This is a genomic window from Couchioplanes caeruleus, assembly GCF_023499255.1.
GTDB classification, from domain to species: Bacteria; Actinomycetota; Actinomycetes; order Mycobacteriales; family Micromonosporaceae; genus Actinoplanes; species Actinoplanes caeruleus_A.
Genome location: NZ_CP092183.1, coordinates 1,307,299 through 1,331,781 on the forward strand (window position 1 = coordinate 1,307,299; position 24,483 = coordinate 1,331,781).

Consider the following 24,483-nt stretch of genomic DNA (forward strand, 5'->3'; position numbering starts at 1 on the left):
GGGCCTAGGGTCCTTTCCGCACCCGGAAGCCGGATGCGGACGGGACCCTAGCGGCGGTGGCCGTGCGGGGTCGTGCCGGGCTCGCGCTCGGGGCGGCGGACCGTCGCCTTGCCCTTGGCGGAGTTGGCCGCGAACCGGGCCGACGCGCGCCGGACGCGTTCCGCGCGGGCGGACAGGTCCCGGGTGGGCTGGTCGGAGTGGTCCACCACCTCGGCGCCGGACACCAGGTTGGCCACGCGGGCGGCCAGCTCGGCGGCGCGGGTGGCCAGGTCGGGGTGGGCCTGGTGGACGGCCTCCTCCGCGGCGGCGGCCCGCAGGGCGCGGGCCTCGTCCGCGGCCAGGCCCGGGCGGTGACCCGGAAGGCGCACCGGTCCGGCCGGCTCCACCGCGTGCCGGGCGGGCGCCGCCGCCGGCTCGGGAAGGTGGTCGGGCGCAGGGATCTCGGCCGGGGCCAGGCCGTCGGACAGCTGCGGGTCCAGGTAGAGGGCCGCTTCGGGGACGGGCTCCGCGGACGTGGCCGGGCGCGGCACCGGCAGCGCGCCGAGCAGCGAGACCGTCTGACCGTCGCCGCCGTGGAGGCTGGTGAACTCGGGCCCGATCAGCAGACGCGACAGCATGCGGGCCTGGGGCGTGGTCAGGCCCAGCTTCTCCGCGTTGTCGACCCGGAAGCGGGCGATCCCGTGCCGGATGACGTTCGCCAGGCGGTCCGCCTCGCGCACCTCGGTCACGTCGCCGCCCGCGAAGACCAGGGCCGGGAAGGTGCCGTCGGCGCCGCCGCAGACGAGCTGGACCTGGGTGGCCACGGCGGGGCGGCCGGGGGAGCGGGAGCCGGGCTGCACGCGCAGGTGCTGGGGGTAGAGCCAGCGCAGCTCGCCGGAGGTGATCTCGAGGTCGTCGGGCGAGTCGGAGGTGGTGTGGGCGTACAGGATGCGGTGGTCGGTGACGAGGACGTCGGTCGACTCCGGCAGCGTCCAGCGCGGGAGCGAGGCGGCGCGGTCGAACGCGTATTCCGCCACCGCGCAGCGGCCGCGCCACAACTCACGCTCGCCACCGTGCAGCGGCCCGAAGACGTCGGGCGCGGGCTGTAGGTGTTCGGGCTGTCGGTACTCGGGCTGTAACGGTTCGGGCTGGTGAGCCGGGAAGGTCGGGTCCAGCATGCCCTCGATTAGATCGGGAGGCGCCCGGCCCGACAAGTCGTGGAACTGTCGGATTGCCGCATACCGCGACGACGGTCCATGCGTGCTGAATCGATTGAACCTTCGGCTGACGCGAGCCGTACCCGGGTCTAGGGCCGCGCGCTGAACAGGCCCTCGGGCGGCGCGGGGGACGCCACCGCGTCGGCGTCCGTGGCCGGCCGGCGGCCGCCGGTGAATCGATCCAGGTCGGTCTCGACCCGGCCGGGGAACCAGTCGCCCGCCGCCCGCCGGCTCAGCTCCGCGACCGGGGGCGGGGTCCGGCCGGCGAGCACGACGAGATTGCCGAAGCGGCGTCCGCGCAGCACCGCGGCGTCCGCGACGAGGCAGGCCTGCGGCAGCGCGGAGCGGATCGTGGCGACCTGGGTACGCGCGTACGCCAGCGGTGGCCCGTCGGCGACGTTGGCGATCAGCCACCCGGCAGGCGCCAGCACCCGCGCCACCTCCCGGGCGAACTCGGCCGACGCCAGGTGGGCCGGGGTGCGCGCCCCCGCGAACACGTCGACGATGACGAGGTCGTACCCGGCGTCGCGCATGCCCGTGACCGCCTCGCGCGCGTCGCCGACGCGTACCCGGATCTTCGCTCGGGGGTCCCAGGGCAGCGCGCCGCGCACCAGCTCGACCAGCGGGCCGTCGATCTCCACCACCCGCTGCGGCGACCCGGGCCGGGTCGCCGCGACGTAGCGGGGCAGCGTCAGCGCGCCGCCGCCCAGGTGGAGGACGCGCAGCGGCGCCCCCGGGGCCGCCAGCAGGTCGATCGCCGCGGCCATCCGGCGGACGTACTCGAACTCGAGGTACGTGGGATCGCCGAGGTCGACGTGCGACTGCGGGGCGCCGTCGAGCAGCAGCGTCCATCCGTCCGGGCGGTCGGGGTCGGGCGCGAGCTCGGCGACCCCCGAGCCGACCGTCTCGACCCGCCGTTCACCCCGCCTGCGCTGCGCCACGGCTGCACAGTATGCCGGTTGCGGTTGGGGAGCACGGCGGCCGGAATGCGACGGACCCGGCGCGGGTGGCCGACGACGGTGGATGTGACGGCTACGGACTTCCTGCCCGCTGACCCGTTGCTGCACCTGCTGCGCCGCGCCACGTACGGACCGACCCCGGCCTCGACCGCCGAGATCCGCCGCCTCGGGGCCACCGCCTGGCTGGAGCGGCAGCTCAAACCCGCCTCGATCGCCGACCCGGCCGCCGACGACCTGGTCGGGCGGCTGCCGCTGAGCGGGCTCAGCGTCGACGGCGCCCGCGCGAAGGTGCGCGAGGGCGCGTACAAGATGTACGGCTGGGAGCCGATGTTCGAGCTCGGGTACGCCACGGTGGCCCGAGCGGTCTGGAGCGAGCGGCAACTCCTCGAGGTCATGGTCGCGTTCTGGTCGAACCACCTCAACGTGACCAACCCTTCCGGCGACGTGTGGGACAGCCGGCCCGACTACGACCGGACGGTGATCCGGCCGTACGCGCTGGGCCGCTTCGCCGACATGCTCAAGGCGAGCGCCAAGCACCCGGCGATGCTGACGTACCTGGACAACCGGTTCTCCACCCGCGCCGCGCCGAACGAGAACTACGGCCGTGAGCTGCTGGAACTGCACACGGTCGGGCTGGGCTACACCGAGGCGGACGTCAAGGGCGCCGCCCGGCTGTTCACCGGAATGACCGTCAGCTGGGACACCGGCCGCTACCGGTACGACGCCGGTCAGCACGCCACCGGCGCGGTGTCGGTGATGGGCTTCCGCCACGCCAACGCGACCGCGTCCGGTGGCCAGGCCGCGGCGATGGCGCTGCTGGACCACCTGGCGTCGCACCCGGCCACGGCGAAGCGGATCGCCACGAAGCTGTGCGTACGGTTCGTGGCCGACGAGCCGCCCGCCACGCTGGTGACCAAGCTGACCAAGGTCTACCTCGACAACCGCACCGCGATCGCCCCGGTGCTCCGCGCGTTGTTCGCCTCGCCGGAGTTCGCCGCGTCGGTGGGCGCGAAGACCCGGACGCCGTACGAGGACATCGTCGCCACGGTCCGGACCCTCGGGTACGCGCCGGAGAAGTCCGGAACGCAGGGAGTGCGGGCGCTGTACTGGATGACCGAGGCGGCCGGGCAGGCGCCGATGGCGTGGTCCCCGCCGAACGGCTACCCGGACGTGGCAAGCGCCTGGGCGTCGCCGTCCGGCCAGGTCAAGCGGTGGAACGCGCACCTGAGCATCGCCGCGGGGTGGTGGCCGACCACGCTGCAACGGCCGGCGTCGCCGCTGGCCGAGTACGCGGGCAGCACCCTGCCGGCCACGTACGGCGCCCTGGTCGACGCCGTCGCGACCCGCCTGCTCGGACGCACGCCCTCCGCCGTGCACACCGCCGCCCTGGCCGCGTTCTACGGCGAGAAGCCCGTCAGCCCGCTGAAGGCCGGCGATGCCGCGGCGGGGTGGGCGTTCCCGTACCTGCCCGCGCTGCTGCTCGACTCCCCCTACTTCGCGCTGAGGTGACCGTGATGACAACCGAGAATTGCGGCTGCCCGGTCAGCCGGCGCAAGCTGCTGGCGGCCGGCGCGGCCGGCCTCTTCGCGGGCCTCGCCGGTGAGCAGCTCAGCACCCAGATGGCGTTCGCGTCGCCCGGGTACGGCGGGGACGTGTTCGTGCTGCTCTCGCTGCGGGGCGGCTTCGACGGGCTGTCCGCGGTCGTGCCGGCCGGGGACGCCGGGTACTACGCCGCGCGGCCCGGGATCGCCGTACCGAAGCGGCAGCTGATCGGCGGCGACGCGTACTTCGGGCTGAACCCCGCGCTGGCGCCGCTGCTGCCGTACTGGAAGGCCGGGACGCTGGGCGCGGTGCAGGCGGTCGGGCAGCCGGCGCCGAACCGGTCGCACTTCTCCGCCATGGAGGAGCTGGAACGGGCCGCGCCGGGCACCTCGCTCCGCACCGGCTGGCTGGACCGCATGATGGGCGGGCTGGGCGCGGCGGGCGCGTTCGACGCCGTGTCGGTGGGCAGCGCGATGCCGGCCCGGGTGCTCGCCGGCCCGGCCCCGGACCTGGGGCTCAGCGCGGTCGACGACTTCGTGCTCTCCGGCGAGGACAAGAACCGCCCGATGGCGGCCACCATCGCGGCGCTGTACGCCGGAGCCCCGCCGGCCCTCGCGGCCACCACGGCGATGACCACCTCCGCGCTGGCCACCACGGCGCGGCTGAAGGCCACCGGCTACACCCCGGCCGACGGCGCCGCGTACCCGGACACCGACCTCGGCAAGGCGCTCAAGGACCTGGCCCGGCTGATCAAGGCGGACGTGGGCCTGATGAGCGCCTGCGTGGACTCCGGCGACTGGGACATGCACGAGAACCTCGGTACCGCCGCGCCCGGCAAGCGCATGTACGACCACCTCGCCGCACTCGCCTCGGCGCTCGCCGCGTTCGCCCAGGACCTCGGTCCCGACGGGATGGGCCGGGTCACGCTGGTGACGATCAGCGAGTTCGGCCGCCGGGTCGGGCAGAACGGCTCCGGCGGACTCGACCACGGGTACGGCAACGCCATGCTGATGCTGGGCGGCGGCGTCCGCGGCGGCAAGGTGCACGGGAAGTGGCCGGGCCTGGCCGCGGACCGGCTCGTCGACGGCGACCTGGCCGTGACGACCGACTACCGGGCGGCGATCGGCGAGATCCTGCGTGCCCGTTGCGGCGTCGCGGACGTGGCGGCCGTCTTCCCGGGCGTGCGCCCGTCCACGCTGGGGCTGGTCAAGGCGCGTTAGGTGCGGCGCACGGCGAAGCGCGCGTACGTGAAGCCGCCGTCGCGGTGGATCGACAGCGAGTCGCACAGCTGCTGGACCAGCCACAGACCCATGCCGCCCGCCGTGCTCGGATCGGGCAGCAGGTAGCCGGCCAGCGGCTGGGGTGTGCCGGGGCCGTCATCGATGATCTCGCCGACCACGGCGTCGTCCAGCAGCCAGATGCGCAGCTCGCGGCGCTCGCCGCCGTGCCGGATGCCGTTCGTGGCGAGCTCGCTGACCGCGAGGGCCAGCAGCTCGGCGCGATCGGGCGGGAGCCAGCCCTCCGCCGACGCGCGCTGCCGCATGGTGGCGCGCAGCTCCGCCACCGTCAGGGCGATGGGCACGGCCAGGAGCGGCTCACCGGAGACGGGCCAGAGCGGTTCGCGCGTGACGGTCAGGACCTGCTCGGGGGTCTCGTAACCGGCGCTGTCGCGCCAATCACCGTCGTGCACGCGGGGGTGGGTGCGCCCGGCGGCGGCCAGGACGGTCGTCGGCAGCCGGGAGCGATCGTACGGGCACAGCAGATGGCCGTGGAGCTCGGCGAGGCTGCGGTTGAGCGCCGCCTCGAAACGCACCCACGAGTCGGCGCCGTCGGCGTACGGGATCTCGCCGATCAGCCGGGTGTACGGCCGGCCGTCGTCGGCCGCGGACCGCAGGATGTGCGCCCAGCCGGCGATCGTGCGCACCGGGCGCACGTACCACTCGTCGGCCGGCAGGAAGCGGACGACCTTGGCGTCGTCGGCCAGGGTGTCGCGCAGGAGCCCGAGCCGGCTCGGGGGCGCGGCCACCGCCACCGCCTCGCCACGCTCCAGCCCGTCCCGGACGAATCCGGACAAAGTGGAGGCGTACGCGGAATCGCCGTCATAGAGGAACGCGGAGTGGGTGAAAACCACCTGGTCACCTCCGAGTACCGCTGATCGACCACGGTAACACCGTCCCGATCTCGGCCGGGCAGGCGATGGCGGCCGGGGCACCGCTGCGGGTGAAAGCCGGGGCCCGGAAACGTGAAACGCCCGTGTCGTTCCGCCGGGGCGGTCCACACTGGGCGCGATCGACGAATGCGGAGGTGAGTGGTGTCGGGTACGGGCAGCGCACTGGCCGAGATCATCGGTGGCGGGCCGGGGCGGACGTCCGGGCCGCCGGCCACCGCCGACATGACGGCCGTTCTGGCGGCCGCCCAGCACCGGTCCGGGCCGCCGCTGAAGATCCGGCGGCACGACTCCGACGAGGGGCCGGCGTTCTGGCGCTGGGACTGCGGCAACTGCGGTGAGTACGGCGGCGGCCGGCACCACTCCGACGCCGTGAGCCGGGCGATGCGCCACTGCGCGGAGCACCCGGAGCACCGCTCGTCGCTGCTCCCGCCGGCCCGCTGCCGGGAACGGGACCACCGGCTGGCCGTGCACCCGATGCTGTTCGCCCTGGACGACGACCCGGGGCCCCCGCCGCTCGCCGTCTGACGGGCGAGCCGGCGGGGCCGGGTCATGCGGTCACTGCTGGGTGTCGCCCTCGCCGGTACGCGCCTGCGCCTGGTCGACGCCCTTGTCGATCTGGTCCGAGTACTTGTTGCCGGTGCGCTGGTCGACCTGGTCGCCGGCCTTCTCGAGGCCCTGGTCGACCTGCTCGTCGTGCTGGTCGGCGAAGTCCTTGGCCTTGTCCATGAAGCTCATGGCGTCGTCCTCTCATCGGTGTACGCCTGACGAACTTCCCGGACAGGGCCCCCGGAAACCTCTACGACCGGGTGTCGCCGTCGCCCGTACGCTTCTGCGCCTCGTCCACGCCCCGGTCGATCTGGCTCGTGTACTTGTGCCCGGTGCGGTTGTCGACCTCGTCGCCGAGCTTCTCCAGCACCTGATCGACCTGCTCGTCGTGCTTGTCGGCGAACTCCTTCGCCTTGTCCAGGAAACTCATCGGGCCCTCCTCGCGCTCAGCACCTCGGCGACCCGCGCCACCCGCGGGTCCTCCGAGATCTTCTCCAACGGCGTACGCAACGGCATCCTCCAGTTGGGGTACTCGTCGGTCGTGCCGGGCAGGTTGGGCTGGTCCAGCTCGCCCAGCACGTCGTAGAGCGAGGCGGTGACGAAGCGGGACGGCGTACGGGCCAGGAACTCGTGCATCGCGACCACGATGTCCTCGGGGGTGCTCTCCGTCGTGATCAGCCCCTCCTCGGTGAGGCGGGCCAGCAGCTGGGCGCGGTCCCTGTCCGCGTTCCTGCGCTCCTCCTCGACAGAGCCGGCGAGCTGGCCGAGCTCCGCGCGTACCTTCACCTGCTCGCCGGCGAGGAAGCCCGCGGCGGTCGGCAGGTCGTGGGTGGAGATCGTGGCCAGGGCGTTGCGCTTGTACCGCGACGCCGGCAGGTAGCCCTCGTCCGGGTCGTTCTCGTAGTCGCGGGTGAACCACAGCACCGCCGAGCCGAGCATGTTCATGTCCTCGAGCGTCTCGGTGACCACCGGGAGCACGGTGCCGAGGTCCTCGCCGACCACCACGGCGCCGGCCCGTTCGGCCTCCAGCGCGAGGATGCCCAGCATGGCGTCGGGGTCGTAGTGCACGTACGTGCCCTCCGCGGGACCCATGCCCGGCGGCACCCACCACAGCCGCCACAGCCCGGCCACGTGGTCGACGCGCAGGCCGCCCGCGTGCCGGAAGATGCGCCGGAGCATGTCGCGGTACGCCGCGTACCCGGTGGCGATGAGCTGGTCGGGCCGCCACGCCGCGAGCCCCCAGTCCTGGCCGAGCTGGTTGAACGCGTCCGGCGGGGCGCCCGCGTGCACCCCGGCGGCCAGCACGTCCTGCAGCAGCCATCCGTCCGCGCCGCTCGGGTCGATGCCGACGGCGAGGTCGTGCACGATCCCGACGGGCATGCCGTGCGCCCGGGCGGCCTCGTTCGCCGCGTCGAGCTGGGCGGTGAGCAGGTCCTGCAGCCACACGTGGAACGCGACCCGCTCACCCTTGCGGGCCTCGCGTACCTGCGGGGTGTCGGGCCGGCGCAGCTCCTCCGGCCAGTCGTGCCAGTTGGCGCCGTGCTCCTCGGCCAGGGCGCAGAACGTGGCGAAGTCGGTCAGGCCCGGGTCGGCGTCCACGTCGATCTCGCCGGCCAGCGGCCAGAGCAGCTCCAGGGCGGCCCGTTTCGCCTCCCACACCGCGCTGTAGTCGATGAGGCCGTCCGCGGTGGTGCCGGGCCGCAGCGCGTCGACCCGTGCCCGCAGCCCGGCGTCGGCCCGCCGGTACGCGTCGGTGTCGGCCACCCGCAGGTACAGCGGGTTGGCGAAGCGCCGGCTCGACGGCGAGTACGGCGACGTCTGCACGGGCGTGGTGGGAGTGATGGCGTGCAGCGGGTTGAGCAGGATCAGGTCGGCGCCCTGGCTCTGCTCGACGAACGAGCGCAGGTCGCCGAGGTCGCCCATGCCCCAGGAGGCGGCGGAGTGCAACGCGTACAGCTGGATCATCCAGCCCCACGCCTCGGGTGGCTCGGGCAGGCGCTGCGGCACGACGACCAGCGTCACCTCCTGGTCGGCGACGGTGAGCCGGTGCCAGCCCAGCGGCAGGTCCGCGGTGATCCCGGTGACCTCCAGCGCGGTGCCGTCCTCCTGGACGATGCTGCCGGGCCCGGGCAGCGGCCGCGTCTCGCCCTGGCGCACCACGATCGTGCCGGGCAGCCGCTGCTGCTCCTCGGCGGCCCGGATCGCGGCGAGCTCACGCTTGATCGAGGCCGGGGACGACGCGTCCACGCCCAGCAGGCCGAGCACCCCGATCACCGACTCGGATGCGACGTCCTTGCGCTCGCGGTGCCAGTCCTCGTACCAGGTCGCGACCCCGTGCGCCTCGGCCAGCGCGGTCAGCTCAGCGTCCAACTCCGCCCCCTATCTGAAGTTCCTGCTGCATACCCTGCCCTGTGCCGGCTATGCGGGGTGTCCCGCCCTGCCGGTCTTGCGGAGGTCGGCCAGACTGGGTGCCATGTCTTCTGCAGCGAAGTGGTGGGCCCGGTTGAGCGCGGCCGTGACCGGCGTGGCCCTGACCCTCGTGGTGCCCGTGCACGCCTGGGCGGCGAGCAAGGGCGTCGACGGCGTCGTCCTGGAGGCGGCGAAGTACCGCCGCCGGCGCAGCGGTTTCGGCTTCTTCCCGATCGTCGGCGGCCTGTGCTGCCTGTTCGTGGTCGGCGGCATCGTCCTGGCGGTCGTCCTGATTTCCCGGAACCGCAAACGCCGCTGAGGGGCCGCCCCTACCGTCGAGGGGTGAGGTTGCGGGCAAGCGTCGTCGCGCTCGGCGTGGGGATCGCCGCGGTCTGCACCGTGCCGCTGGTCGTGTCGATGACCGCGGACGCGGCGCCGGACGTGTTGCTCTCCCGGACGCACCCGGTGCTCGCGTCCAGCGCCAAGGACGCCGCCCGTACGGGGGCGATGGCCGTCGACGGCGACGTCACGACCCGCTGGACGAGCTCCACCGCGGCCGGGACCCAGTGGCTGCGCCTCGACCTGGGCCGTTCCCAGGCGGTCACCCGCGTACGCCTCAACTGGGACAAGGCGTACGCGCGGGCGTACCGGCTGCAGCTGTCCATGGACGGCGCCACCTGGACCGACATCTACCGCACCCAGTCCGGCAACGGCGGCGCCGACGACCTCAAGAACCTGCGCGGTTCGGGACGCTACCTGCGCCTGCTGGCGACACAGCGCGCGTGGGCCTCGGGATACTCCTTGTTCGAGATGCAGGCGTACGGCCCCGGTCCGGCCAGCCGGACCACGCCGACCACCGCACCCGCCACCGTCCCGCCCGCGGCCACCGGGCTGGCCGACCCCGCGAAGAAGGAGCTCGCCTTCCAGCTGGTCTCCAGCGCGGAGAACTCGACGCTGAACTGGCGCGGGCAGTTCGGCTACATCGAGGACATCCGGGACGGGCGCGGCTACACCGGCGGCATCATCGGGTTCTGCTCCGGGACCTCGGACATGCTGGCCGTGGTCACCGAATACACCCGGCGCTCCCCGCAGAACAAGCTTGCGAGGTATCTGCCCGCCCTGCGGGCCGTCGACGGCTCGGCCTCGCACGCGGGGCTCGACCCCGGCTTCCCCGCCGCGTGGAAGGCGGCCGCCGCCGATCCGGTCTTCCGCAAGACGCAGGAGGACGCGCGGGACAGCATGTACTTCGATCCGGCGGTCACCCTGGCCACCGCCGACGGCGTGCGGGCGCTCGGGCAGTTCGCGTACTACGACGCCGCGGTCATGCACGGCATGTCGGGGCTGCGCAGCATCCGCTCGGCGGCCCTGCGCGTCGCGAAGACCCCGAAGCAGGGCGGCGACGAGACGGTCTGGCTGGGTGCGTTCCTCGACGCCCGGGTCGCGGAGATGCGTACGGAGGAAGCACACAGCGACGTCAGCCGGGTGGAGACGGCCCAGCGGGTGTTCCTGCGTACCGGCAACCTCGACCTCGACGCCCCGCTGACCTGGCACGTGTACGGCGACCGCTTCGCCGTCGGCTCCTGACACGGCGGATGCCGGCAGCCCGCTCGGGGCTGCCGGCATCCGGATCCGCTCAGGTCAGGCCTTGGTCCACTTCTGGTTGCTCGTGCCGCCGCAGTCCCAGAGCTGGAGCTGGGCGCCGTTGGCGTTGTTCCAGTCCTTGACGTCGACGCACTTGTTGGCGGAGACGTTCACCAGGTCGCCGGCACCCGAGAGGGTGAACCGCTGCACCGGGTTGCCGTTGCAGGTGACCAGCTGGATCGGCGTGCCGTTGGTCAGCGCGCCGCCGGCCGGGTCCATGCACTTGCCCATCGCCTGCAGGGTGCCGTTGCTCGCGAACGACCACTTCTGCGCGTTGCTGTTGTTGCAGTCCCAGAGCTGCAGCCGGGCGCCGTCCACCGCACTGGCGTTCGGGATGTCGATGCAGCGGCCGCTGAAGTTCGACTTGAGCATCGTGGCGCCGCTCGTGGGGGGCGGGGTGGTGCCGCCGCCGTCGTTGTTCCAGGCCGAGACGCGGACGTAGTCGACGAGCATGGTCTGCGGGAACTGGGTCGTGCCGTCCGGGTAGCCCGGCCAGTAGCCGCCGACCGCCACGTTCAGGATCATGAAGAAGTTGTGGTCGAACACCCACTGGTCGCCGCCGAGGTTGGACGGCGTGACCCGGAAGTACTCCGAGCCGTCGAGGTACCAGACGATCAGGTTGGGCGACCAGTCCACCCGGTAGTTGTGGAAGCCGTCGGCGAGCGGGAAGCCAAGCGTACGGTTGCCGCCGATGCCCTCCGCGCCGGAGTAGCCGGGGCCGTGCACCGTGCCGTACACGGTGTTCGGGGCCTTGCCGACGTTCTCCATGATGTCGATCTCGCCGGTGTTGGGCCAGCTGTTGCCGCCCAGCATCCAGAACGCCGGCCAGATGCCCTGGCCCCGCGGGATCTTGATGCTCGCCTCGAAGCGGCCGTACGTCTGGGAGAACTTGTCGGCCGTGAGGATGCGGCCGGACGTGTACTGGCAGGTGCCGTAGTGGCACTGGTAGTTGGCCGGGTTCTCCTTGCGCGCGGTGATCGCGAGGTGGCCCTGGCCGTCCATCGACACATTGCTGGTCGAATTGGTGTAGTACTGCCGCTCGTCGTTGCCGAAGCCGCTGCCGCCGATGTCGAACTTCCACTTGGCGGGGTCGACCGAGGAGCCGGCGGCGCCGTTGAACTCGTCGGACCAGGTGATGCCGCCGATCGCGGCATCGGCTGTGTCGTTACGGGAGGCGGCGAAGAGGCCGCCCGAGACGGTGACCGCGACTACCGCCGCGGCCAGGAGAACTCGTGCTGCGCGCATGGGGATGTGCCTCCGGGGGAAGAGGTTTGTAACACTCTTAGCAGTCTTTACAAATCGACTGCCGCCAGTCAAGGGAGATCAGTTCCGGAACTCCCGATAACCGGTTTTCCCGCGGAGGTTTTCCCTCAGAGCTTCTTGAAGAGGCTGGGCAGCGCCGTCGGCTCCCAGCCGGGCAGCGAGGTGTGTGCCTCCAGCACCTCGTAATCGGCACCCTTGAAGGTCACGATCTGGCCGGCGGCGTAGTCGGTGAACGGCTTCCACGCCTGCTTGGCCGGCTTCGACGCGGGCGGGGTCGTGGGCGGGGTCGTGGGCGGTGCGGTGGTGGTGGGCACGACGGTCGGCTCGGTCGTCGGCGGCGTGGTCGGCTCCGCTGTCGGCTCGGTCGTCGGCGGGGTGGTCGCCGGGGCGGTCGGCTCCCCGGTGGGCGCGGACGTGGTCGGGGGCGCCGACGGCTCGGTCGCCCCGGTCACGTTCACCGCGTCGACGACCATGCGGGCCGGCAGCTCCGCGCGGCGCCCGTCGGTGACCACAAGGCTCAACGCGAGGCTGAACGGCCGGTCCGTCGCGTCGCCCGGGACCTCCATCTGCCGCACCACGGTGCCGTCGACGGAGAACGTGAGGGTGCCGGCGGTCCAGGAGGCCGCGTACGTGTGGAAGCCGTCGGCGACCGGCTCGGCGAGCAGGTTCATCGCGGCGCCGCCCGGCGCGCCCGCGCTGATCAGCTCGAACGCCGGGCGCAGACCCTCCCCGGCGGACACCTGGATCCGGGCCGAGACCTCGCCCGACTCGCGGCGGAACGTCGACCGGGAGACCAGCCGGGCCGAGGTGAGTCCGCTGCGGCGGCCCTCGCGGGCGGTCAGCAGCAGGTTGCCCTCGCCGTCCAGGCGCGCGTTGCGGGTGCTCTGGCTGAACTGCAGGCCGTCGTCGGAGCGGCTCGTGTCCAGCACCCACTTCTGCGGGTCGACCGTGCTGCCGGCCGCCCCGTCGAAGTCGTCGGTGAAGCTGTCCGGCGACGTGCCGCCCTGCCAGCCGTGGCGCTGCTCGGTGCGTCCGCCGCGGTCACGCTCCGCCGCGTCGGCGCTGTCGTTGCGCGTCGGCAGCCAAATCGCGGTGGCCAGGCCGGCGGTCGCGACGGCGAGCGTGACGACGAGTCGGGGACGCAGCCAGGCGGGCTGCTGCGGCGCGCTGTGTCGCGGCACGGGGGAACCTCCGGGGGAGCGGTGGCGGTGTTGCTGGTGCTTCAGCAGAGACCTAAGAAGATCCAGGGGCAAAGGTCAAGGGTGAATCCGGGCAATTAAAAAAAGATTCAGGTTTTCAGCCGGTGACGCGGCTCGAGATGCGTACGGCCGTCCCTTCGGGTCCGCTTTTGATCGCGAATGTGTCGGTGAGCTCCCGGACGAGATAAAGGCCCCACCCGCCCGGCTCATCGGGCGCCGGCTTCTCCTCGCGCAGCTGACCCACGCCGGCGCCGCTGTCGACGACCTCACAGGTCACGGCACACGCCTCACACCACAGGGTCAGATGACCGGTGCCGCCGCCGTGGCGCACGGCGTTGGTCAGCAATTCGTTCACGGCCACGACGAAATCGTCGAGCCGGTCCCCGGTGAGCCCGGCCGCGCCCGCCCGGGCCGCGACGGCATGCCGCAGCGGTGCGACCCGGCTGCGGTCGAACGTCTCCGAGATGAGCACTTCCGTACCGATGTCTTCAGACGGTAGGCGACCCCTGATCATTCTGCTCGGTGAGTAGGGTCAGCCCATGGCGGAATCGAGCGGGCTCCAAACGCCGCTCTGGCGCGCGATCGCGGTGTACCGCATCGCCGCCCTGGTGTACGTGACCATCCTCGTGGTGCAGAACGTCAGCGTGTACGAGCGTCCGGTGCTCGCGTGGCCGGTGCTCGCGCTGACCGCGGGCTGGACCGTCTTCACCACGTACGCGTACGCCGTACCGGCCCGGCGCCGGCCGCCGCTGCTCGTCGCCGACCTGATCGTCACCATGGCGGTGATGGCGTCCAGCGCCTGGATCGTCGGCCCGGCCGCACTCAAGGACGGCAAGCCCACGCTCGCCGTCGCCTGGCACGTCGCCCCGGTCATCGCCTGGGCCGTGGCCGGCGGCCGCCGCTGGGGCATCGCCGCGGCGCTCGCCATGGGCGCCACGGATCTGGTCGTGCGCAACCACTACGACCAGGCGGCGTACACCGGCACCGTGCTGATGCTGCTCGCGGCGCTCGCCGTCGGCTACCTCGTGGGCATCGCCGAGGTGTCCCAGCGGCGCCTGGAGCGCGCGATCCAGATGGAGGCCGCCACACGGGAACGGGAACGGCTCGCGCGCGACATCCACGACTCGGTGCTGCAGGTCCTCGCCCTCGTCAAGCGCCGGGGCGCCGGCCTCGACGGGGAGGCCGGGGAGCTCGCGCGCCTCGCCGGCGAGCAGGAGGCGGCGCTGCGCACCCTGGTCACCGGGCGCACCGCGGCGCCCGTGGACGCCAACGCCGAGGTCGACCTGATGACGCTGCTGGAGCCGTACGCGTCGGCCACGGTGTCGGTCGCGGCACCCGCGCAAGCGGTCCGCCTGCCCGGCCACGCCGCCACCGAGATCGCGGCCGCGGTCGCGGCCGCCCTCGACAACGTCACCCGGCACTGCGACCCCGGCACCAAGGTGTGGGTGCTCGTCGAGGACGAGCCCGGCTCCGTGACGGTCAGCGTCCGCGACGACGGCTGCGGCATCGCGCCCGAGCGCCTCACCGAGGCCGAGCATCAGGGCCGGCTCGGGGTCGCCCAGTCGATCCGGGGCCGCATCGCCGACCTCGACGGCACCGTGACGATCACCTCGGCGCCGGGCGAGGGTACGGAGGTCGAGCTCCGCGTCCCCCGCCCCTCGATAGGGTGAGCGGCGTGGCAGTCAAGGTGATGGTGGTCGACGACCACCCGATGTGGCGCGAAGGCGTGGCGCGCGACCTCGCCGCGGCCGGGTACGACGTCGTCGCGACGACCGGGGAGGGCCGCCAGGCCGTGCGGATCGCCGGCGCCGCGCGGCCCGACGTGGTCGTGCTGGACCTGCAGCTGCCGGACATCTCCGGGGTCGAGGTGATCACCGGGCTGCTCGCGGCACTGCCGTCGGTCCGGGTGCTCATGCTGTCGGCCAGCGGGGAGCAGCAGAGCGTCCTCGACGCGGTCAAGGCGGGCGCGTCCGGGTACCTGCTCAAGTCGGCCGGTCAGGCGGAGTTCCTCGAGGCGGTGGGGCGTACGGCCGCCGGCGACACCGTGTTCACGCCGGGGCTGGCCGGGCTGGTGCTCGGGGAATTCCGGCGGCTGGCCGTCGAGCCCGCCGGGGACGACGGCATGACGCCCAAGCTGACCGAGCGCGAGACCGAGGTGCTGCGGCTGGTCGCCAAGGGCCTGTCCTACCGGCAGATCGCGGAGCGGCTGGTGCTGAGCCACCGGACCGTGCAGAACCACGTGCAGAACACGCTGGGCAAGCTGCAACTGCACAACCGGGTGGAGCTCACCCGCTATGCGATCGAGCAGGGCCTGGACTGACGAGCGCCCCGGCAGCCGTCGCCGCCGGGGCACCCGAGTTCTCAGTGGTAGTTCGGGGCGTTGGTCTCGTGCATGGCCGCCTCCTCCGCCGAGGCGCCGCCGCCGGCCGCCCCCGCGTCGTACGCCACGCTGTCCGGCTCGTCGTCGGTGCCGAAGCCCTCGTCCGACTCGACCAGGCGCCCCACCGGCCGCGGGGCGACGTCGTCGAGCTGGCCGTCGTCGTACATCGAGACCGGGGAGTTCGGGTCGGACGTCGGGCTCTGGCCCCACACGTCCGCGTCGAGCTGCCGCTGCTCCGGGTCGTCGACGGTCTCGTCGTACGGGTCGCGCCGGGGCGGGAGCGGGTCCTCCGCGCCGACGTCGGGCCGCTCCTGGCTGAGCCGGTAGTCGAGCGATTCGCCCTCGCGCTGCTCCTCGGCGGTGTTGCCGTAGCGGTTCGCGCCGCCCGGTCCCACCCCCGCGAGCGCGGCCGGGTCGGGGCCGTCCGCCCAGCGGCCGCTGTCCACCTCGTCGTACGCGTTGGAATCGTCGTCCGCGGTCTCGGGCAGGCCGGACGCCTCCGGATCGGAGACCTCGGTCGGGAAGTCGTCGTCTCGCATGAGGTGATGACTACCCGCGGGAGTGCCCGGCCATGCCTGTGCCGCGCAGATCGCCCGCCGGCTCCTCGTCGCCCGCGAGCGCGGCCCACACCACCTTGCCGTCGGACACCGGCAGGCAGCCCCAGCGGCTGGCCACCGAGTCGATGAGCAGCAGGCCGCGGCCGCCGTACGAGGTCACCGGCACGGGCTCGCCGGAGTAGCGGGGCACCTCGGGGGAGCGGTCGCGCACCGCCACGGTCATCGTCCCGCCGTGCAGCCCGAGCAGGACGACCATGTCCGTGTGCGCGTGCGCCACCACGTTGTTGACCATCTCGGTGACGACGATGCACGCGGGGCCGGCCAGGTCGCGCAGCTCCCAGCGGGCGCAGGCCTCCGTGACGAGCTCGCGGGAGCGCCGGGCGGCGCCGACGACCGGCTGGAGCGGCGTGGTCAGGAAGTGGTCCGGGGCGGGGTCGCCGAGGGCGGTGAACGCCTCCTCGGGCGTGGACCACGTGGGCAGGCCCAGCCCGTGCCAGGCGCGGGCGTCGCCGGCGGCGCAGACCACGAGGGGCGCGCCCGGCCATTCGGCGCCGGCCCGGGCGACGTCGCGCAGCACGGTGATCGCGCCGGGCTCGTCGAGGGAGAGCTCGCGCACGTCGACGACCAGGGCCTCCGGCTGCCCGGCCAGGACGTCGAGCAGAGCCGACCGCACGGCGGGGGCGGAGCCGGTGTCGAGCACCCCGGTGAGGCGGACGACCGGGTAGGTCAGCCCGCCGTCGACCCGGTGTCGGACCTCGCTCGGCATGATCACTCCATTGTGCATAACGCGTAGGACGTTCGCATTGTTGCAGGACTGGACTTTGGCGCGGTATGCACTATTTGGTGCATAAGCGAAGCATGGTCATGGGGAGGTCTGTACCCCGCCGACCGCCGCTCATGCACATCTCATCGGGCGGCCGGGCGCAGGGGTACCCCTTCCGCCCGTCGCCCGGTCGCGGCCCTGGCGGTCGCATGGTGGTGCTGCGGCTCGGCGTACCGGGTCATCGCGATGACCGCACCGAGCGTGATCACGAAGCCGAACGCCGCCAGCCACTCGCGCCCCGGATGGATCCGGTCACCGAGCAGCAGCAGCCCCACGATCGCCGCGGGCACCGCCCCGGCGGCGTCCATCGCGGCGACCGCGGCCGTGGTCGAGCCGCGCTGCATGGCCAGGCCCAGCTGGAGCTGACCGACCACCGAATGCGCGATCAGCAGGTAGAGCAGGGGGTTCGTCAGGAAGCCCGCGGCCGAGTGCTCGTTCGCCAGCGGGCGCGCCGCGATCGCCGCCGCCGAGAAGGCGATGCCGGCCAGCGAACCCAGGACGACCGAGCCGGTGGCACCGTGCAGGCGCACCGCGAAGAAACCGAGCAGGCCGATCACCGCGAGCGCGACCGTCAGCCCGATCACGCCCGCCGTGCCCAGCGGCCGCGACGGCGCCGGCTGCGCCGACACCACCAGCGCGGTGATGCCCACCAGGAGCAGCGTGAGCAGCGCCAGCTCGGCGACGGGCAGCGCCCACTTCAGCACGATGACGCCCAGCAGCGCGGTGACCCCGAGCCCTGCCGCCACGCTGGCCTGCACCAGGAACAGCGGCAGATCCTTGCGGGCGAAGAACGCCAGCATGAAGCCCAGGACCTGACAGACGACACCGAACAGATACGTACGGTGACAGGCCAGGCGCACCAGCAGCTGCGGATCGAAGGTGTGGTGCACGCTCGTCCGCGCCGCCGCGACCGACTGCAGCAGGTTCGCCACCCCGTACGCGCCGATCATGGCTGCCAGGTATACCCAGCCTGCGGACATCACTCGGCGAGGATAGACCAGCCGCGGAGCCCCCCGGAGGACGAACGGTGCGTCAGGCCCGCCCGCGTGCCAGCCGTCCGAGGATCTCCTCGTGGAGGTGACCGTTGGTAGCGATCGCGCTGCCGTCGCCCGGCGCCCGCTGGCCCGCCAGGTCGGTGAAGGAGCCCCCGGCCTCGAGCACGATCGGGATCAGCGCCGCCACGTCCCACAGCGAGAGGTCGGGGTAGACCATCGCGTCCACCGCGCCCTCGGCGAGCAGCATGTAGCCGTAGAAGTCGCCGTAGCCCCGGGACCGCCAGGTGTCGCGCATCAGGTCCAGCATCGGCTCCAGGTAGCCGGCCTTCTCCCAGTCGGGCAGGCTCGCGTACGCCAGGCTCGCGTCGGACAGCCGCCGGACCCCCGACACGGAGATCCTGGTGGCGGCCCGCTGGTGCTTTCCCGCGTACGCGCCGTGCCCCAGCGCGCCCCACCACCGGCGGCCCAGCGCGGGCGCGGAGACCAGCCCGGCCACCGGCCGCTCGCCCTCCATGAGGGCGATCAGCGTGCCCCAGATCGGCACGCCGCGGATGAAGTTCTTCGTGCCGTCGATCGGGTCGATCACCCAGTGCCGGTTGCCCTGCCCGGCCGGCGCGGTCGAGCTGCCGAACTCCTCGCCGATCACGCCGTCGCGGGGCCGGGCCCGCGCCAGCGTCGAGCGGATCGCCTGCTCGACGGCGGTGTCGGCGTCGGAGACCGGGGTCAGGTCGGGCTTGGACTGCACGTGCAGGTCCAGCGCCCGGAACCGCGCCATGGAGATCGAGTCGGCGGTGTCGGCCAGCAGGTGGGCGAGCGCGAGGTCGTCGGCGTACGAAGCCATGCGGGCACGCTAGCCGATCGAGGTCGCGGTCACGCCGCACCGGGGGCCACCCCGGGTCGTTGCGGCTCGCGGTCGTGGCCCGGCCGCCGGGTCACTCCATGTGGTCGCGCGGGTCCAGGTCGCCGGCGCGGCTGCTCAGGAGCCGGCGGTACGAGGCCAGCCGGCGCTGATCCGCCTTGCCGGACGCCACCCACGCGTCCAGGGCGCAGTCCACGTCGGCGGCGGTGTGCCCGCAGTTGGGCGGGCAGTCCACCGTGCCCTCGACCAGGTCGGGAAAGCCGTGCAGCAGGCTCTCCGCGCTCACGTGGGCGAGCCCGAAGCTGCGGATGCCGGGCGTGTCCACGATCCAGCCCGGGTCGCCCTTCCTGCGGACCCGGGGCAGCCGCAGCGCCACCGCGCTCGTCGAGGTGTGCCGCCCCTTGCCGACGGCGCTGACCACGCCGACAGCCCGCAGCGCGTCCGGCACGAGCCGGTTGACCAGCGTGGACTTGCCCACGCCGGAGTGCCCGACCAGCACCGAGATGCGCCCGGCGAGGTGCTCGCGCAGCTCCGCCAGGTCGCTCTCCGGCTGCACCAGCACGTACGGCAGGTCCAGCTCGGCGTAGTAGTCGAGCACCTGCTCGGGGCCCGCCAGGTCCGCCTTGGTCAGGCAGAGCAGCGGCTCGACGTCGGCGTCGTAGGCGGCCACCAGGCACCGGTCGATGAAGCCCGTCCGCGGCGGCGGGTCGGCCAGCGCGCTGACGATCACCAGCTGGTCGGCGTTGGCCACGACGACCCGCTCGAGGCGGCCCTCCGGCGTGGTGTCGTCGTCGTCGGCCGTACGGCGCAGCACGGACGTGCGCTCCGAGATGCGCACGATGCGGGCGAGCGCGCCCGCATCCCCGGAGACGTCGCCGACCAGGGCCACCCGGTCGCCCACGACGACGGACTTGCGGCCGAGCTCGCGGGCGCGCATCGCGGTGATGATCTCCGGCTCGCTGTCGGCGTCCTCCCGGACACAGCCGTAGCGGCCGCGGTCCACGGTGATCACGAGCGCGTCGACGGCGTCCTCGTGCTTGGGACGGGTGCGGGTACGCGGGCGCGACGACCGGCCCGGACGGATCCGGACGTCGTCCTCGTCGTACTCCCGTTTGCGTGGCGGCAGGTTCAGCTCCCTGTCACGAGGCCGGCCCAGAGCTCGGGGAACTCGGGCAGCGTCTTCGACGTACACGCTACGTCGGTGAGCTCCGTACCCCCGGCGGCGAGGCCGATCACCGCCGCCGCGTGGGCCATCCGATGGTCCGCATACGTCTCGAGGGTGGCCGGCCGCAGCGGGCCGGGGGTGATGTCCAGCCCGTCGGGGTGCTCGACGACGCCGGCGCCGGCCCTGCCGAGCTCGCGGGCGAGCGCGGCGATGCGGTCGGTCTCGTGCCCGCGGATGTGCGCGACGCCGCGCAGCGACGACGGCGAGCCGGCCAGCGCGGCGAGCGCGGCGACGACCGGGGTGAGCTCGCTGACCTCGGACAGGTCGGCGTCGATGCCGCGCAGCTCGCCGGTGCCCCGCACGGTCAGCCCGTCGTCGCCCTGGCTCACCTCGGCGCCCAGGGCGGTGAGCAGCTCGGTCAGCGCGCCGACGGGCTGCCAGCTGTCGCGCGGCCATCCGGCGAGCGTGACCGCACCGCCGGTGACCATGGCGGCCGCGAAGAACGGCGCGGCGCCGGACAGGTCCGGCTCGATCTCCCACGTGCGCCCGTGCAGCGGCCCCGGCTCGACGGCCCACACGTCGGGAACGCTCTCGTCCACCACCGCCCCGGCGGCCCGCAGCATGTGCGTGGTCATCCGCAGGTGCGGCGCGGACGGCACCGGCGGGCCCTCGTGCCGCAGCACCAGCCCCTTGCCGAAGCGCGGCGCGGACAGCAGCAGACCCGAGACGAACTGGCTGGAGCCGGAGGCGTCGATGACCGCCTCGCCGCCCGCCACCATGCCGGTGCCGCGCACGACGAGGGGCAGCCCGCCGGAGGGTGACGAGTCGACGACGACCCCGAGGGCCCGCAGCGCCTCGACGATCGGCCGCAGCGGGCGGTTGCGCGCGTGCGGGTCGCCGTCGAACGTCACCGTGCCGTCGGCCAGCGCGGCGACCGGGGGCGCGAAACGCATGATCGTGCCGGCCAGGCCGACGTCCACGGTGGCCGGCCCGCGCAACGGGCCCGGCTCGACCGTCCACGTGTCGTCGGACGACGTGTCGATCGCGACCCCCAGGGCGCGCAGGCCGGCCGCCATCAGCGTGGTGTCGCGGGCGCGCAACGGGCGACGGATCTCGGACGGCCCGTCGGCGAGCGCGCTGAGCACCAGGGCGCGCGCGGTCATCGACTTCGAGCCGGGCAGCCGCACGGTGGCGGTCACGGGACCCGAGGCGACCGGCGCTGTCCAGGGACGGGCTTCTGCTGTCACGGCGCCCATTCTGCCGGTCGGGTACGACAAGCTCACGCCGGCGTACCGGCGTGCCGGCACCCTGCACGAGCGGGTGCGGCCGGGCGGCCCGGCGGGTCAGCGGGCGAACGGCGTGCGGCGTAGGGTCTGGCGCATGTGCGGGCGGTACGCGACGACGAAGAGCGAAGCCGATCTCGGCGAGCTCTTCGACGCTGTCGCGATCTCCGAGGCGCCGGCCGCCAGCTGGAACGTCGCACCGACCGATCCGGTGCCGCTGATCCGCATGTCCGAGCGCCACGACGCGCGGGTGGTCGACACCGCCCGCTGGGGCCTGGTGCCGCCGTGGGCCGAGGACCTGCGGGCCGGGTCCCGCATGATCAACGCCCGGGCCGAGACCGTCGCGCAGTCGCCGGCGTTCGCCCCGTCCTTCCAGCGCCGCCGCTGCCTCGTCCCGGCGGACGGCTGGTACGAGTGGGTCCGCACGGGCAAGCAGCGCCAGGCGTATTACATGACCCCGCTCGACTCCTCGGTGCTGGCGTTCGCGGGCATCTGGACGATGTGGCGGGGCGAGGCGCTGACCTGCAGCGTGCTGACCACCGCCGCGCTGGGCGGTCTGCGCTCGGTGCACGACCGGATGCCGCTGATCCTGCCTGCCGAGCGCTGGCCGGCATGGCTGGCGGGCGGCGGCGACGCCGGGGAGCTGCTGCGCCCGCTGCCCGAGCACGAGCTGGCGGCGATCGAGGTGCGCCCGGTGGGGCCCGGGGTGGGCAACGTGCGCAACAACGGACCGGAGCTGATCGCGCCCGCGGCGGCGCCGGCGAAGCTGGAGGCAACGCTGTTCTGACCGCTTCCGTATCCCGCAATGCGGCCGGAAGCGGTGTCCGAATTGCCGTGTCGCCGCTCATTCGCGTGCCGCTTTGCCCCCATAGGTTCGGCTTTTCAACTCCCAACTTTGTTGCGAGATAGATAAGACCCTTGTTCTGATCTTCCTCGGTGCGATAGAAACCAGCGCCGGTGTGGTGACGGTACGCACGGTGCGGACTGCGTCGCCACGGCTCTACCGGTACCCACGGGGGAGGTGGGCTGATGACACGCGCTCGTATGCCGCGTCCACATGAAGTTGCCATTGCACGGCGTGACCCGAGGCTCCTGGAAGCCATCGCGGAACGCCGGTCCGACGAAGCCTGGCGCACCCGCGGCGCCTGCCGCACGGTTGATCCGGAAACCTTTTTCCCGGCTCCGAACGAGCCCTCCGAGAGTGCCGTCGCGCTCTGCGGAGCCTGCGACGTCCAAGGGCCCTGCCTGGCCTGGGCGCTGCAGGTCGGCGACTGCCACGGGGTCTGGGGCGGCACCACGCCCCGCGAGCGCCGCGCGATGCTGATCGCCTGGCGCGAGCGGGTCCAGCCCAACGGCGACCCGGTCGACGACGGGCCGGACGAGGAGGACCGCCGCCTGCTGACCCTCGAGCCGGTCAGCCGGTAAGGCGGTAGCACCCGGGCCGGTCGGCGATCCTTCGCCGGCCGGCTCAACCATGCCCGGACGTTCCGCGGGCCGGTCATCATGGGTGCGTGCCCACCCACGAGATCGACACGCCGCGCGGCCCCGCCCGCGTTCAGATCGCCGAGCCTGCCACGGCGCCCGCCGCCCTGCTCGTGCTGGGCCACGGCGCCGGCGGGGACGTCGACGCGCCCGACCTGACCGCCGTGCACGACGCCGCCGTCGCCGCGGGCGTACGGGTGGCGCTCGTCACTCAGCCCTATCGGGTGGCGGGCCGCCGCGCCCCCGCACCCGCCGGCCACCTCGACGAGGCGTGGGCCGCCGTGGTCGCCGGGATACGCGAGGAAGGGCTCCCGCTGATCGTGGGCGGGCGCTCCAGCGGTGCCCGGGTCGCCTGCCGGACGGCGTACGCGCTCGGCGCCGCCGGAGTGCTCGCGCTGGCGTTTCCGCTGCACCCGCCCGGCAAGCCCGAGCGCAGCCGCGCCGACGAGCTGCCCGCGGACCTGCCGGTGCTCGTCGTCAACGGCGACCGGGACCCGTTCGGGGTGCCCGAGGCGCGCGGGAGCGTGGAGGTGGCCGTACGCCCCGGAGCCGTCCACGACTTGCGCCGCGACCTGCCCGGCACCGCGGAGATCGCGGTCGGCTGGTTGCGCCGCCACGGCTGGACCCGGTAAGTCGGAATGCGGACATGTGCCAATCCGTTACACCCCCTGCGAAGGCTGTACGTCGGAAGGGGCACTTGAGGTGCAAGCCGGAATCGGATTCGTCGAACGCGACGGCACGCAGGCCAGGAAGGTGCAGGCGCTCCTGCGCTCGCCGGAATGGCCCGCGGTGTCGCCGGCGGCCCTCACGCCATCGGTGAGTGTCAGCACACCCGCGGTTTTTGAATCTGCGGACGGGGCACTACCCGTATCCTCGGCGGGGCGGTCGAGGGGAGACGTGCGGGTGACGCCAACAGAGCGGCCAACGGAACGAATGGAACGGACCGGACGCAGCGAGCGGACCGACGAGCGCCGTGCGCGCTTCGAGCGGGACGCGCTGCCGTTCGTGGATCAGCTGTATGCGGCGGGACTGCGCATGACGCGCAACCCGGCCGACGCCGAGGACCTGGTGCAGGAGACGTTCCTGAAGGCGTTCTCCGCGTTCCACCAGTTCGAGGAGGGCACCAACCTCAAGGCCTGGCTGTACCGCATCCTGACGAACACGTACATCAACTCGTACCGGCGCAAGCAGCGGCAGCCCGTGCAGGCGCCGACCGAGGAGATCTCGGACTGGCAGCTCGCGGCGAGTGAGTCGCACACGTCCGCCGGCCTGCGCTCGGCCGAGACCGAGGCGCTGGACCGGCTGCCCGACAGCGACGTCAAGGACGCGCTGCAGCAGCTCCCGGAGGAATTCCGGCTGGCCGTCTACCTCGCCGATGTCGAGGGTTTCTCGTACAAGGAGATCGCCGACATCATGGGTACGCCGATCGGCACCGTCATGTCGCGCCTGCACCGCGGCCGGCGCAACCTGCGCAAGCTGCTCGAGCAGTACGCGGTGGACCGGGGCATCACCCGCACGTCCGGCGCTCCGGCCGCACAGGAGGCGTGAGCGACGTGAGCGACGAGGACCACAAGACCGACTGCAGCGTCGTGATCAGCGAGGTGTATCTGTACCTCGACCTGGAGTGCAGCGACGAGCGGCGCACGCTGATCCAGCAGCACCTCGACGACTGCTCGCACTGCCTGCGCGAGTACGGCATCGAGCACGAGGTGAAGGCGCTCGTGGCCCGCTGCTGCGGCGACGAGACCGCCCCTCAGGAGCTGCGCGAACGGCTCCGGACGAAGCTCAGCGAGTACGCCGTCGAGGCCGAGAGCCGGGAGTTCCTCGCCTAGGGCGTACCGCACGACGACGAAGGGCCCGCAGCGAACGCTGCGGGCCCTTCGTCTTGCCACGGCTCAGGAGTTGGGGCGCTTGCCGTGGTTCGCGCTGCTCTTCTTCCGGGCCTTCTTCTTGCGGGCCTTCTTGGCCATGTCGTTCTCCTCGTCCTCCGGCCGCGCGCGGCGGGCGGTGCGGT

28 protein-coding genes are annotated in these 24,483 nt (G+C 73.1%); 12 read left to right on the forward strand and 16 right to left on the reverse strand.

Annotated elements, in window-relative coordinates; genetic code table 11:
• Nucleotides 1-47 precede the first annotated feature (47 nt).
• Entirely contained in the window at nt 48-1,157 is a 1,110-nt protein-coding gene (locus COUCH_RS06290; protein WP_249611155.1) for a translation initiation factor 2, read from the reverse strand.
• Between the two features lie 128 nt (nt 1,158-1,285).
• Nucleotides 1,286-2,137 (reverse strand): spermidine synthase, encoded by an 852-nt coding sequence (locus COUCH_RS06295; RefSeq protein WP_249611157.1) that lies wholly within the window; start codon nt 2,135-2,137, stop codon nt 1,286-1,288.
• Nucleotides 2,138-2,221: 84 nt separating this feature from the next.
• On the opposite strand from COUCH_RS06295, the gene COUCH_RS06300 reads away from it, so the two are divergent.
• Together COUCH_RS06300 and COUCH_RS06305 are read left to right on the forward strand one after the other, a co-directional pair.
• Nucleotides 2,222-3,664, forward strand: a complete 1,443-nt coding sequence (locus COUCH_RS06300; protein ID WP_249611159.1) for a DUF1800 domain-containing protein — start codon at nt 2,222-2,224, stop codon at nt 3,662-3,664.
• Between the two features lie 5 nt (nt 3,665-3,669).
• Nucleotides 3,670-4,917 (forward strand): DUF1501 domain-containing protein, encoded by a 1,248-nt coding sequence (locus COUCH_RS06305; RefSeq protein ID WP_249611160.1) that lies wholly within the window; start codon nt 3,670-3,672, stop codon nt 4,915-4,917.
• Here the strand turns inward: COUCH_RS06305 and COUCH_RS06310 are convergent.
• On the reverse strand, nt 4,914-5,828 hold the full coding sequence (locus COUCH_RS06310; RefSeq protein ID WP_249611161.1) for a sensor histidine kinase: 915 nt from the start codon (nt 5,826-5,828) through the stop codon (nt 4,914-4,916). The genes COUCH_RS06305 and COUCH_RS06310 overlap by 4 nt on opposite strands.
• A gap of 180 nt (nt 5,829-6,008) precedes the next feature.
• Between COUCH_RS06310 and COUCH_RS06315 the strand changes: the two genes are divergently transcribed.
• Nucleotides 6,009-6,392, forward strand: coding sequence for a hypothetical protein (locus COUCH_RS06315; protein WP_249611162.1), 384 nt, complete (start codon nt 6,009-6,011; stop codon nt 6,390-6,392).
• A gap of 30 nt (nt 6,393-6,422) precedes the next feature.
• Here the strand turns inward: COUCH_RS06315 and COUCH_RS06320 are convergent, their stop codons facing one another.
• The 3 genes from COUCH_RS06320 to malQ form a co-directional block, all read right to left on the reverse strand.
• Nucleotides 6,423-6,602 carry an antitoxin gene (locus COUCH_RS06320; protein ID WP_249611163.1) on the reverse strand — a complete coding sequence of 60 codons (180 nt, stop codon included), beginning with the start codon at nt 6,600-6,602 and terminating at the stop codon, nt 6,423-6,425.
• A gap of 61 nt (nt 6,603-6,663) precedes the next feature.
• Nucleotides 6,664-6,843, reverse strand: coding sequence for an antitoxin (locus COUCH_RS06325; protein ID WP_249611164.1), 180 nt, complete (start codon nt 6,841-6,843; stop codon nt 6,664-6,666).
• A complete protein-coding gene (gene malQ / locus COUCH_RS06330) occupies nt 6,840-8,783 on the reverse strand; it encodes a 4-alpha-glucanotransferase (RefSeq protein ID WP_249611165.1) in 1,944 nt (647 codons plus the stop codon). The genes COUCH_RS06325 and malQ overlap by 4 nt, the downstream gene beginning before the upstream one ends.
• A 103-nt stretch (nt 8,784-8,886) precedes the next feature.
• Here malQ and COUCH_RS06335 point away from each other — a divergent pair, with 103 nt between their 5' ends.
• Together COUCH_RS06335 and COUCH_RS06340 are read left to right on the forward strand one after the other, a co-directional pair.
• Entirely contained in the window at nt 8,887-9,141 is a 255-nt protein-coding gene (locus COUCH_RS06335) for a hypothetical protein (protein ID WP_249611166.1), read from the forward strand.
• Nucleotides 9,142-9,164: 23 nt separating this feature from the next.
• Entirely contained in the window at nt 9,165-10,406 is a 1,242-nt protein-coding gene (locus COUCH_RS06340) for a chitosanase (RefSeq protein ID WP_346015970.1), read from the forward strand.
• A 54-nt stretch (nt 10,407-10,460) separates the two neighbouring features.
• Here COUCH_RS06340 and COUCH_RS06345 read toward each other — a convergent pair whose 3' ends face one another.
• From COUCH_RS06345 to COUCH_RS06355, 3 genes are all read right to left on the reverse strand, one after another.
• Nucleotides 10,461-11,708 (reverse strand): glycoside hydrolase family 16 protein, encoded by a 1,248-nt coding sequence (locus COUCH_RS06345; protein ID WP_249611167.1) that lies wholly within the window; start codon nt 11,706-11,708, stop codon nt 10,461-10,463.
• A 125-nt stretch (nt 11,709-11,833) separates the two neighbouring features.
• On the reverse strand, nt 11,834-12,907 hold the full coding sequence (locus COUCH_RS06350) for a carbohydrate-binding protein (protein ID WP_249611168.1): 1,074 nt from the start codon (nt 12,905-12,907) through the stop codon (nt 11,834-11,836).
• A gap of 115 nt (nt 12,908-13,022) precedes the next feature.
• Nucleotides 13,023-13,439 (reverse strand): ATP-binding protein, encoded by a 417-nt coding sequence (locus COUCH_RS06355; protein WP_249611169.1) that lies wholly within the window; start codon nt 13,437-13,439, stop codon nt 13,023-13,025.
• A gap of 25 nt (nt 13,440-13,464) precedes the next feature.
• Between COUCH_RS06355 and macS the strand changes: the two genes are divergently transcribed.
• The gene (gene macS, locus COUCH_RS06360; protein WP_249611170.1) at nt 13,465-14,595 is read left to right on the forward strand and encodes a MacS family sensor histidine kinase; all 1,131 of its coding nucleotides are present in this window, start codon (nt 13,465-13,467) and stop codon (nt 14,593-14,595) included.
• 20 nt (nt 14,596-14,615) lie between these two features.
• Nucleotides 14,616-15,245: a response regulator gene (locus COUCH_RS06365; protein WP_249613586.1), complete on the forward strand. Its 630-nt coding sequence runs from the start codon at nt 14,616-14,618 to the stop codon at nt 15,243-15,245.
• Nucleotides 15,246-15,286: 41 nt separating this feature from the next.
• On the opposite strand, the gene COUCH_RS06370 is transcribed toward COUCH_RS06365, so the two are convergent.
• The 6 genes from COUCH_RS06370 to aroA all read right to left on the reverse strand — a co-directional run bounded on the left by COUCH_RS06370 (nt 15,287) and on the right by aroA (nt 20,960).
• Nucleotides 15,287-15,844 (reverse strand): DUF5709 domain-containing protein, encoded by a 558-nt coding sequence (locus COUCH_RS06370; protein WP_249611171.1) that lies wholly within the window; start codon nt 15,842-15,844, stop codon nt 15,287-15,289.
• A gap of 10 nt (nt 15,845-15,854) precedes the next feature.
• Entirely contained in the window at nt 15,855-16,628 is a 774-nt protein-coding gene (locus tag COUCH_RS06375; protein WP_249611172.1) for an ATP-binding protein, read from the reverse strand.
• Nucleotides 16,629-16,768: 140 nt separating this feature from the next.
• Nucleotides 16,769-17,635: a hypothetical protein gene (locus COUCH_RS06380; protein ID WP_249613587.1), complete on the reverse strand. Its 867-nt coding sequence runs from the start codon at nt 17,633-17,635 to the stop codon at nt 16,769-16,771.
• Between the two features lie 82 nt (nt 17,636-17,717).
• The gene (gene hisN, locus COUCH_RS06385) at nt 17,718-18,521 is read right to left on the reverse strand and encodes a histidinol-phosphatase (protein ID WP_249611173.1); all 804 of its coding nucleotides are present in this window, start codon (nt 18,519-18,521) and stop codon (nt 17,718-17,720) included.
• A 91-nt stretch (nt 18,522-18,612) separates the two neighbouring features.
• Nucleotides 18,613-19,665 carry a ribosome small subunit-dependent GTPase A gene (rsgA, locus tag COUCH_RS06390; protein ID WP_249613588.1) on the reverse strand — a complete coding sequence of 351 codons (1,053 nt, stop codon included), beginning with the start codon at nt 19,663-19,665 and terminating at the stop codon, nt 18,613-18,615.
• A gap of 2 nt (nt 19,666-19,667) precedes the next feature.
• A complete protein-coding gene (gene aroA / locus COUCH_RS06395; RefSeq protein ID WP_249613589.1) occupies nt 19,668-20,960 on the reverse strand; it encodes a 3-phosphoshikimate 1-carboxyvinyltransferase in 1,293 nt (430 codons plus the stop codon).
• A gap of 124 nt (nt 20,961-21,084) precedes the next feature.
• On the opposite strand from aroA, the gene COUCH_RS06400 reads away from it, so the two are divergent.
• The 5 genes from COUCH_RS06400 (at nt 21,085) to rsrA (ending at nt 24,301) form a co-directional block, all read left to right on the forward strand.
• The gene (locus COUCH_RS06400) at nt 21,085-21,774 is read left to right on the forward strand and encodes an SOS response-associated peptidase (protein ID WP_249611174.1); all 690 of its coding nucleotides are present in this window, start codon (nt 21,085-21,087) and stop codon (nt 21,772-21,774) included.
• A 242-nt stretch (nt 21,775-22,016) separates the two neighbouring features.
• Complete coding sequence (locus COUCH_RS06405) at nt 22,017-22,412, forward strand: WhiB family transcriptional regulator (RefSeq protein ID WP_249611175.1); 396 nt, start codon at nt 22,017-22,019, stop codon at nt 22,410-22,412.
• Between the two features lie 86 nt (nt 22,413-22,498).
• Nucleotides 22,499-23,101, forward strand: a complete 603-nt coding sequence (locus COUCH_RS06410; RefSeq protein WP_249611176.1) for an alpha/beta hydrolase family protein — start codon at nt 22,499-22,501, stop codon at nt 23,099-23,101.
• Between the two features lie 70 nt (nt 23,102-23,171).
• Nucleotides 23,172-24,017: a sigma-70 family RNA polymerase sigma factor gene (locus COUCH_RS06415; protein WP_275980070.1), complete on the forward strand. Its 846-nt coding sequence runs from the start codon at nt 23,172-23,174 to the stop codon at nt 24,015-24,017.
• Between the two features lie 5 nt (nt 24,018-24,022).
• A complete protein-coding gene (rsrA, locus tag COUCH_RS06420) occupies nt 24,023-24,301 on the forward strand; it encodes a mycothiol system anti-sigma-R factor (protein ID WP_249613590.1) in 279 nt (92 codons plus the stop codon).
• Nucleotides 24,302-24,364: 63 nt separating this feature from the next.
• Here the strand turns inward: rsrA and COUCH_RS39120 are convergent, their stop codons facing one another.
• Nucleotides 24,365-24,439 carry a 50S ribosomal protein bL37 gene (locus tag COUCH_RS39120; protein WP_369752275.1) on the reverse strand — a complete coding sequence of 25 codons (75 nt, stop codon included), beginning with the start codon at nt 24,437-24,439 and terminating at the stop codon, nt 24,365-24,367.
• Nucleotides 24,440-24,483 lie beyond the last annotated feature (44 nt).

Coding starts and splice junctions, on each gene's coding strand:
- COUCH_RS06325 (WP_249611164.1), bottom strand. CDS start 6,843: ATGAGTTTCCTGGACAAGGCGAAGGAGTTCGCCGACAAGCACGACGAG.
- COUCH_RS06290 (WP_249611155.1), bottom strand. CDS start 1,157: ATGCTGGACCCGACCTTCCCGGCTCACCAGCCCGAACCGTTACAGCCC.
- COUCH_RS06305 (WP_249611160.1), top strand. CDS start 3,670: ATGACAACCGAGAATTGCGGCTGCCCGGTCAGCCGGCGCAAGCTGCTG.
- COUCH_RS06370 (WP_249611171.1), bottom strand. CDS start 15,844: ATGCGAGACGACGACTTCCCGACCGAGGTCTCCGATCCGGAGGCGTCC.
- COUCH_RS06320 (WP_249611163.1), bottom strand. CDS start 6,602: ATGAGCTTCATGGACAAGGCCAAGGACTTCGCCGACCAGCACGACGAG.
- COUCH_RS06335 (WP_249611166.1), top strand. CDS start 8,887: ATGTCTTCTGCAGCGAAGTGGTGGGCCCGGTTGAGCGCGGCCGTGACC.
- COUCH_RS06380 (WP_249613587.1), bottom strand. CDS start 17,635: ATGATCGGCGCGTACGGGGTGGCGAACCTGCTGCAGTCGGTCGCGGCG.
- COUCH_RS06405 (WP_249611175.1), top strand. CDS start 22,017: ATGACACGCGCTCGTATGCCGCGTCCACATGAAGTTGCCATTGCACGG.
- COUCH_RS06375 (WP_249611172.1), bottom strand. CDS start 16,628: ATGCCGAGCGAGGTCCGACACCGGGTCGACGGCGGGCTGACCTACCCG.
- COUCH_RS06365 (WP_249613586.1), top strand. CDS start 14,616: ATGGTGGTCGACGACCACCCGATGTGGCGCGAAGGCGTGGCGCGCGAC.
- COUCH_RS06345 (WP_249611167.1), bottom strand. CDS start 11,708: ATGCGCGCAGCACGAGTTCTCCTGGCCGCGGCGGTAGTCGCGGTCACC.
- COUCH_RS06400 (WP_249611174.1), top strand. CDS start 21,085: ATGTGCGGGCGGTACGCGACGACGAAGAGCGAAGCCGATCTCGGCGAG.
- macS (WP_249611170.1), top strand. CDS start 13,465: ATGGCGGAATCGAGCGGGCTCCAAACGCCGCTCTGGCGCGCGATCGCG.
- aroA (WP_249613589.1), bottom strand. CDS start 20,960: ATGGGCGCCGTGACAGCAGAAGCCCGTCCCTGGACAGCGCCGGTCGCC.
- COUCH_RS06355 (WP_249611169.1), bottom strand. CDS start 13,439: ATGATCAGGGGTCGCCTACCGTCTGAAGACATCGGTACGGAAGTGCTC.
- hisN (WP_249611173.1), bottom strand. CDS start 18,521: ATGGCTTCGTACGCCGACGACCTCGCGCTCGCCCACCTGCTGGCCGAC.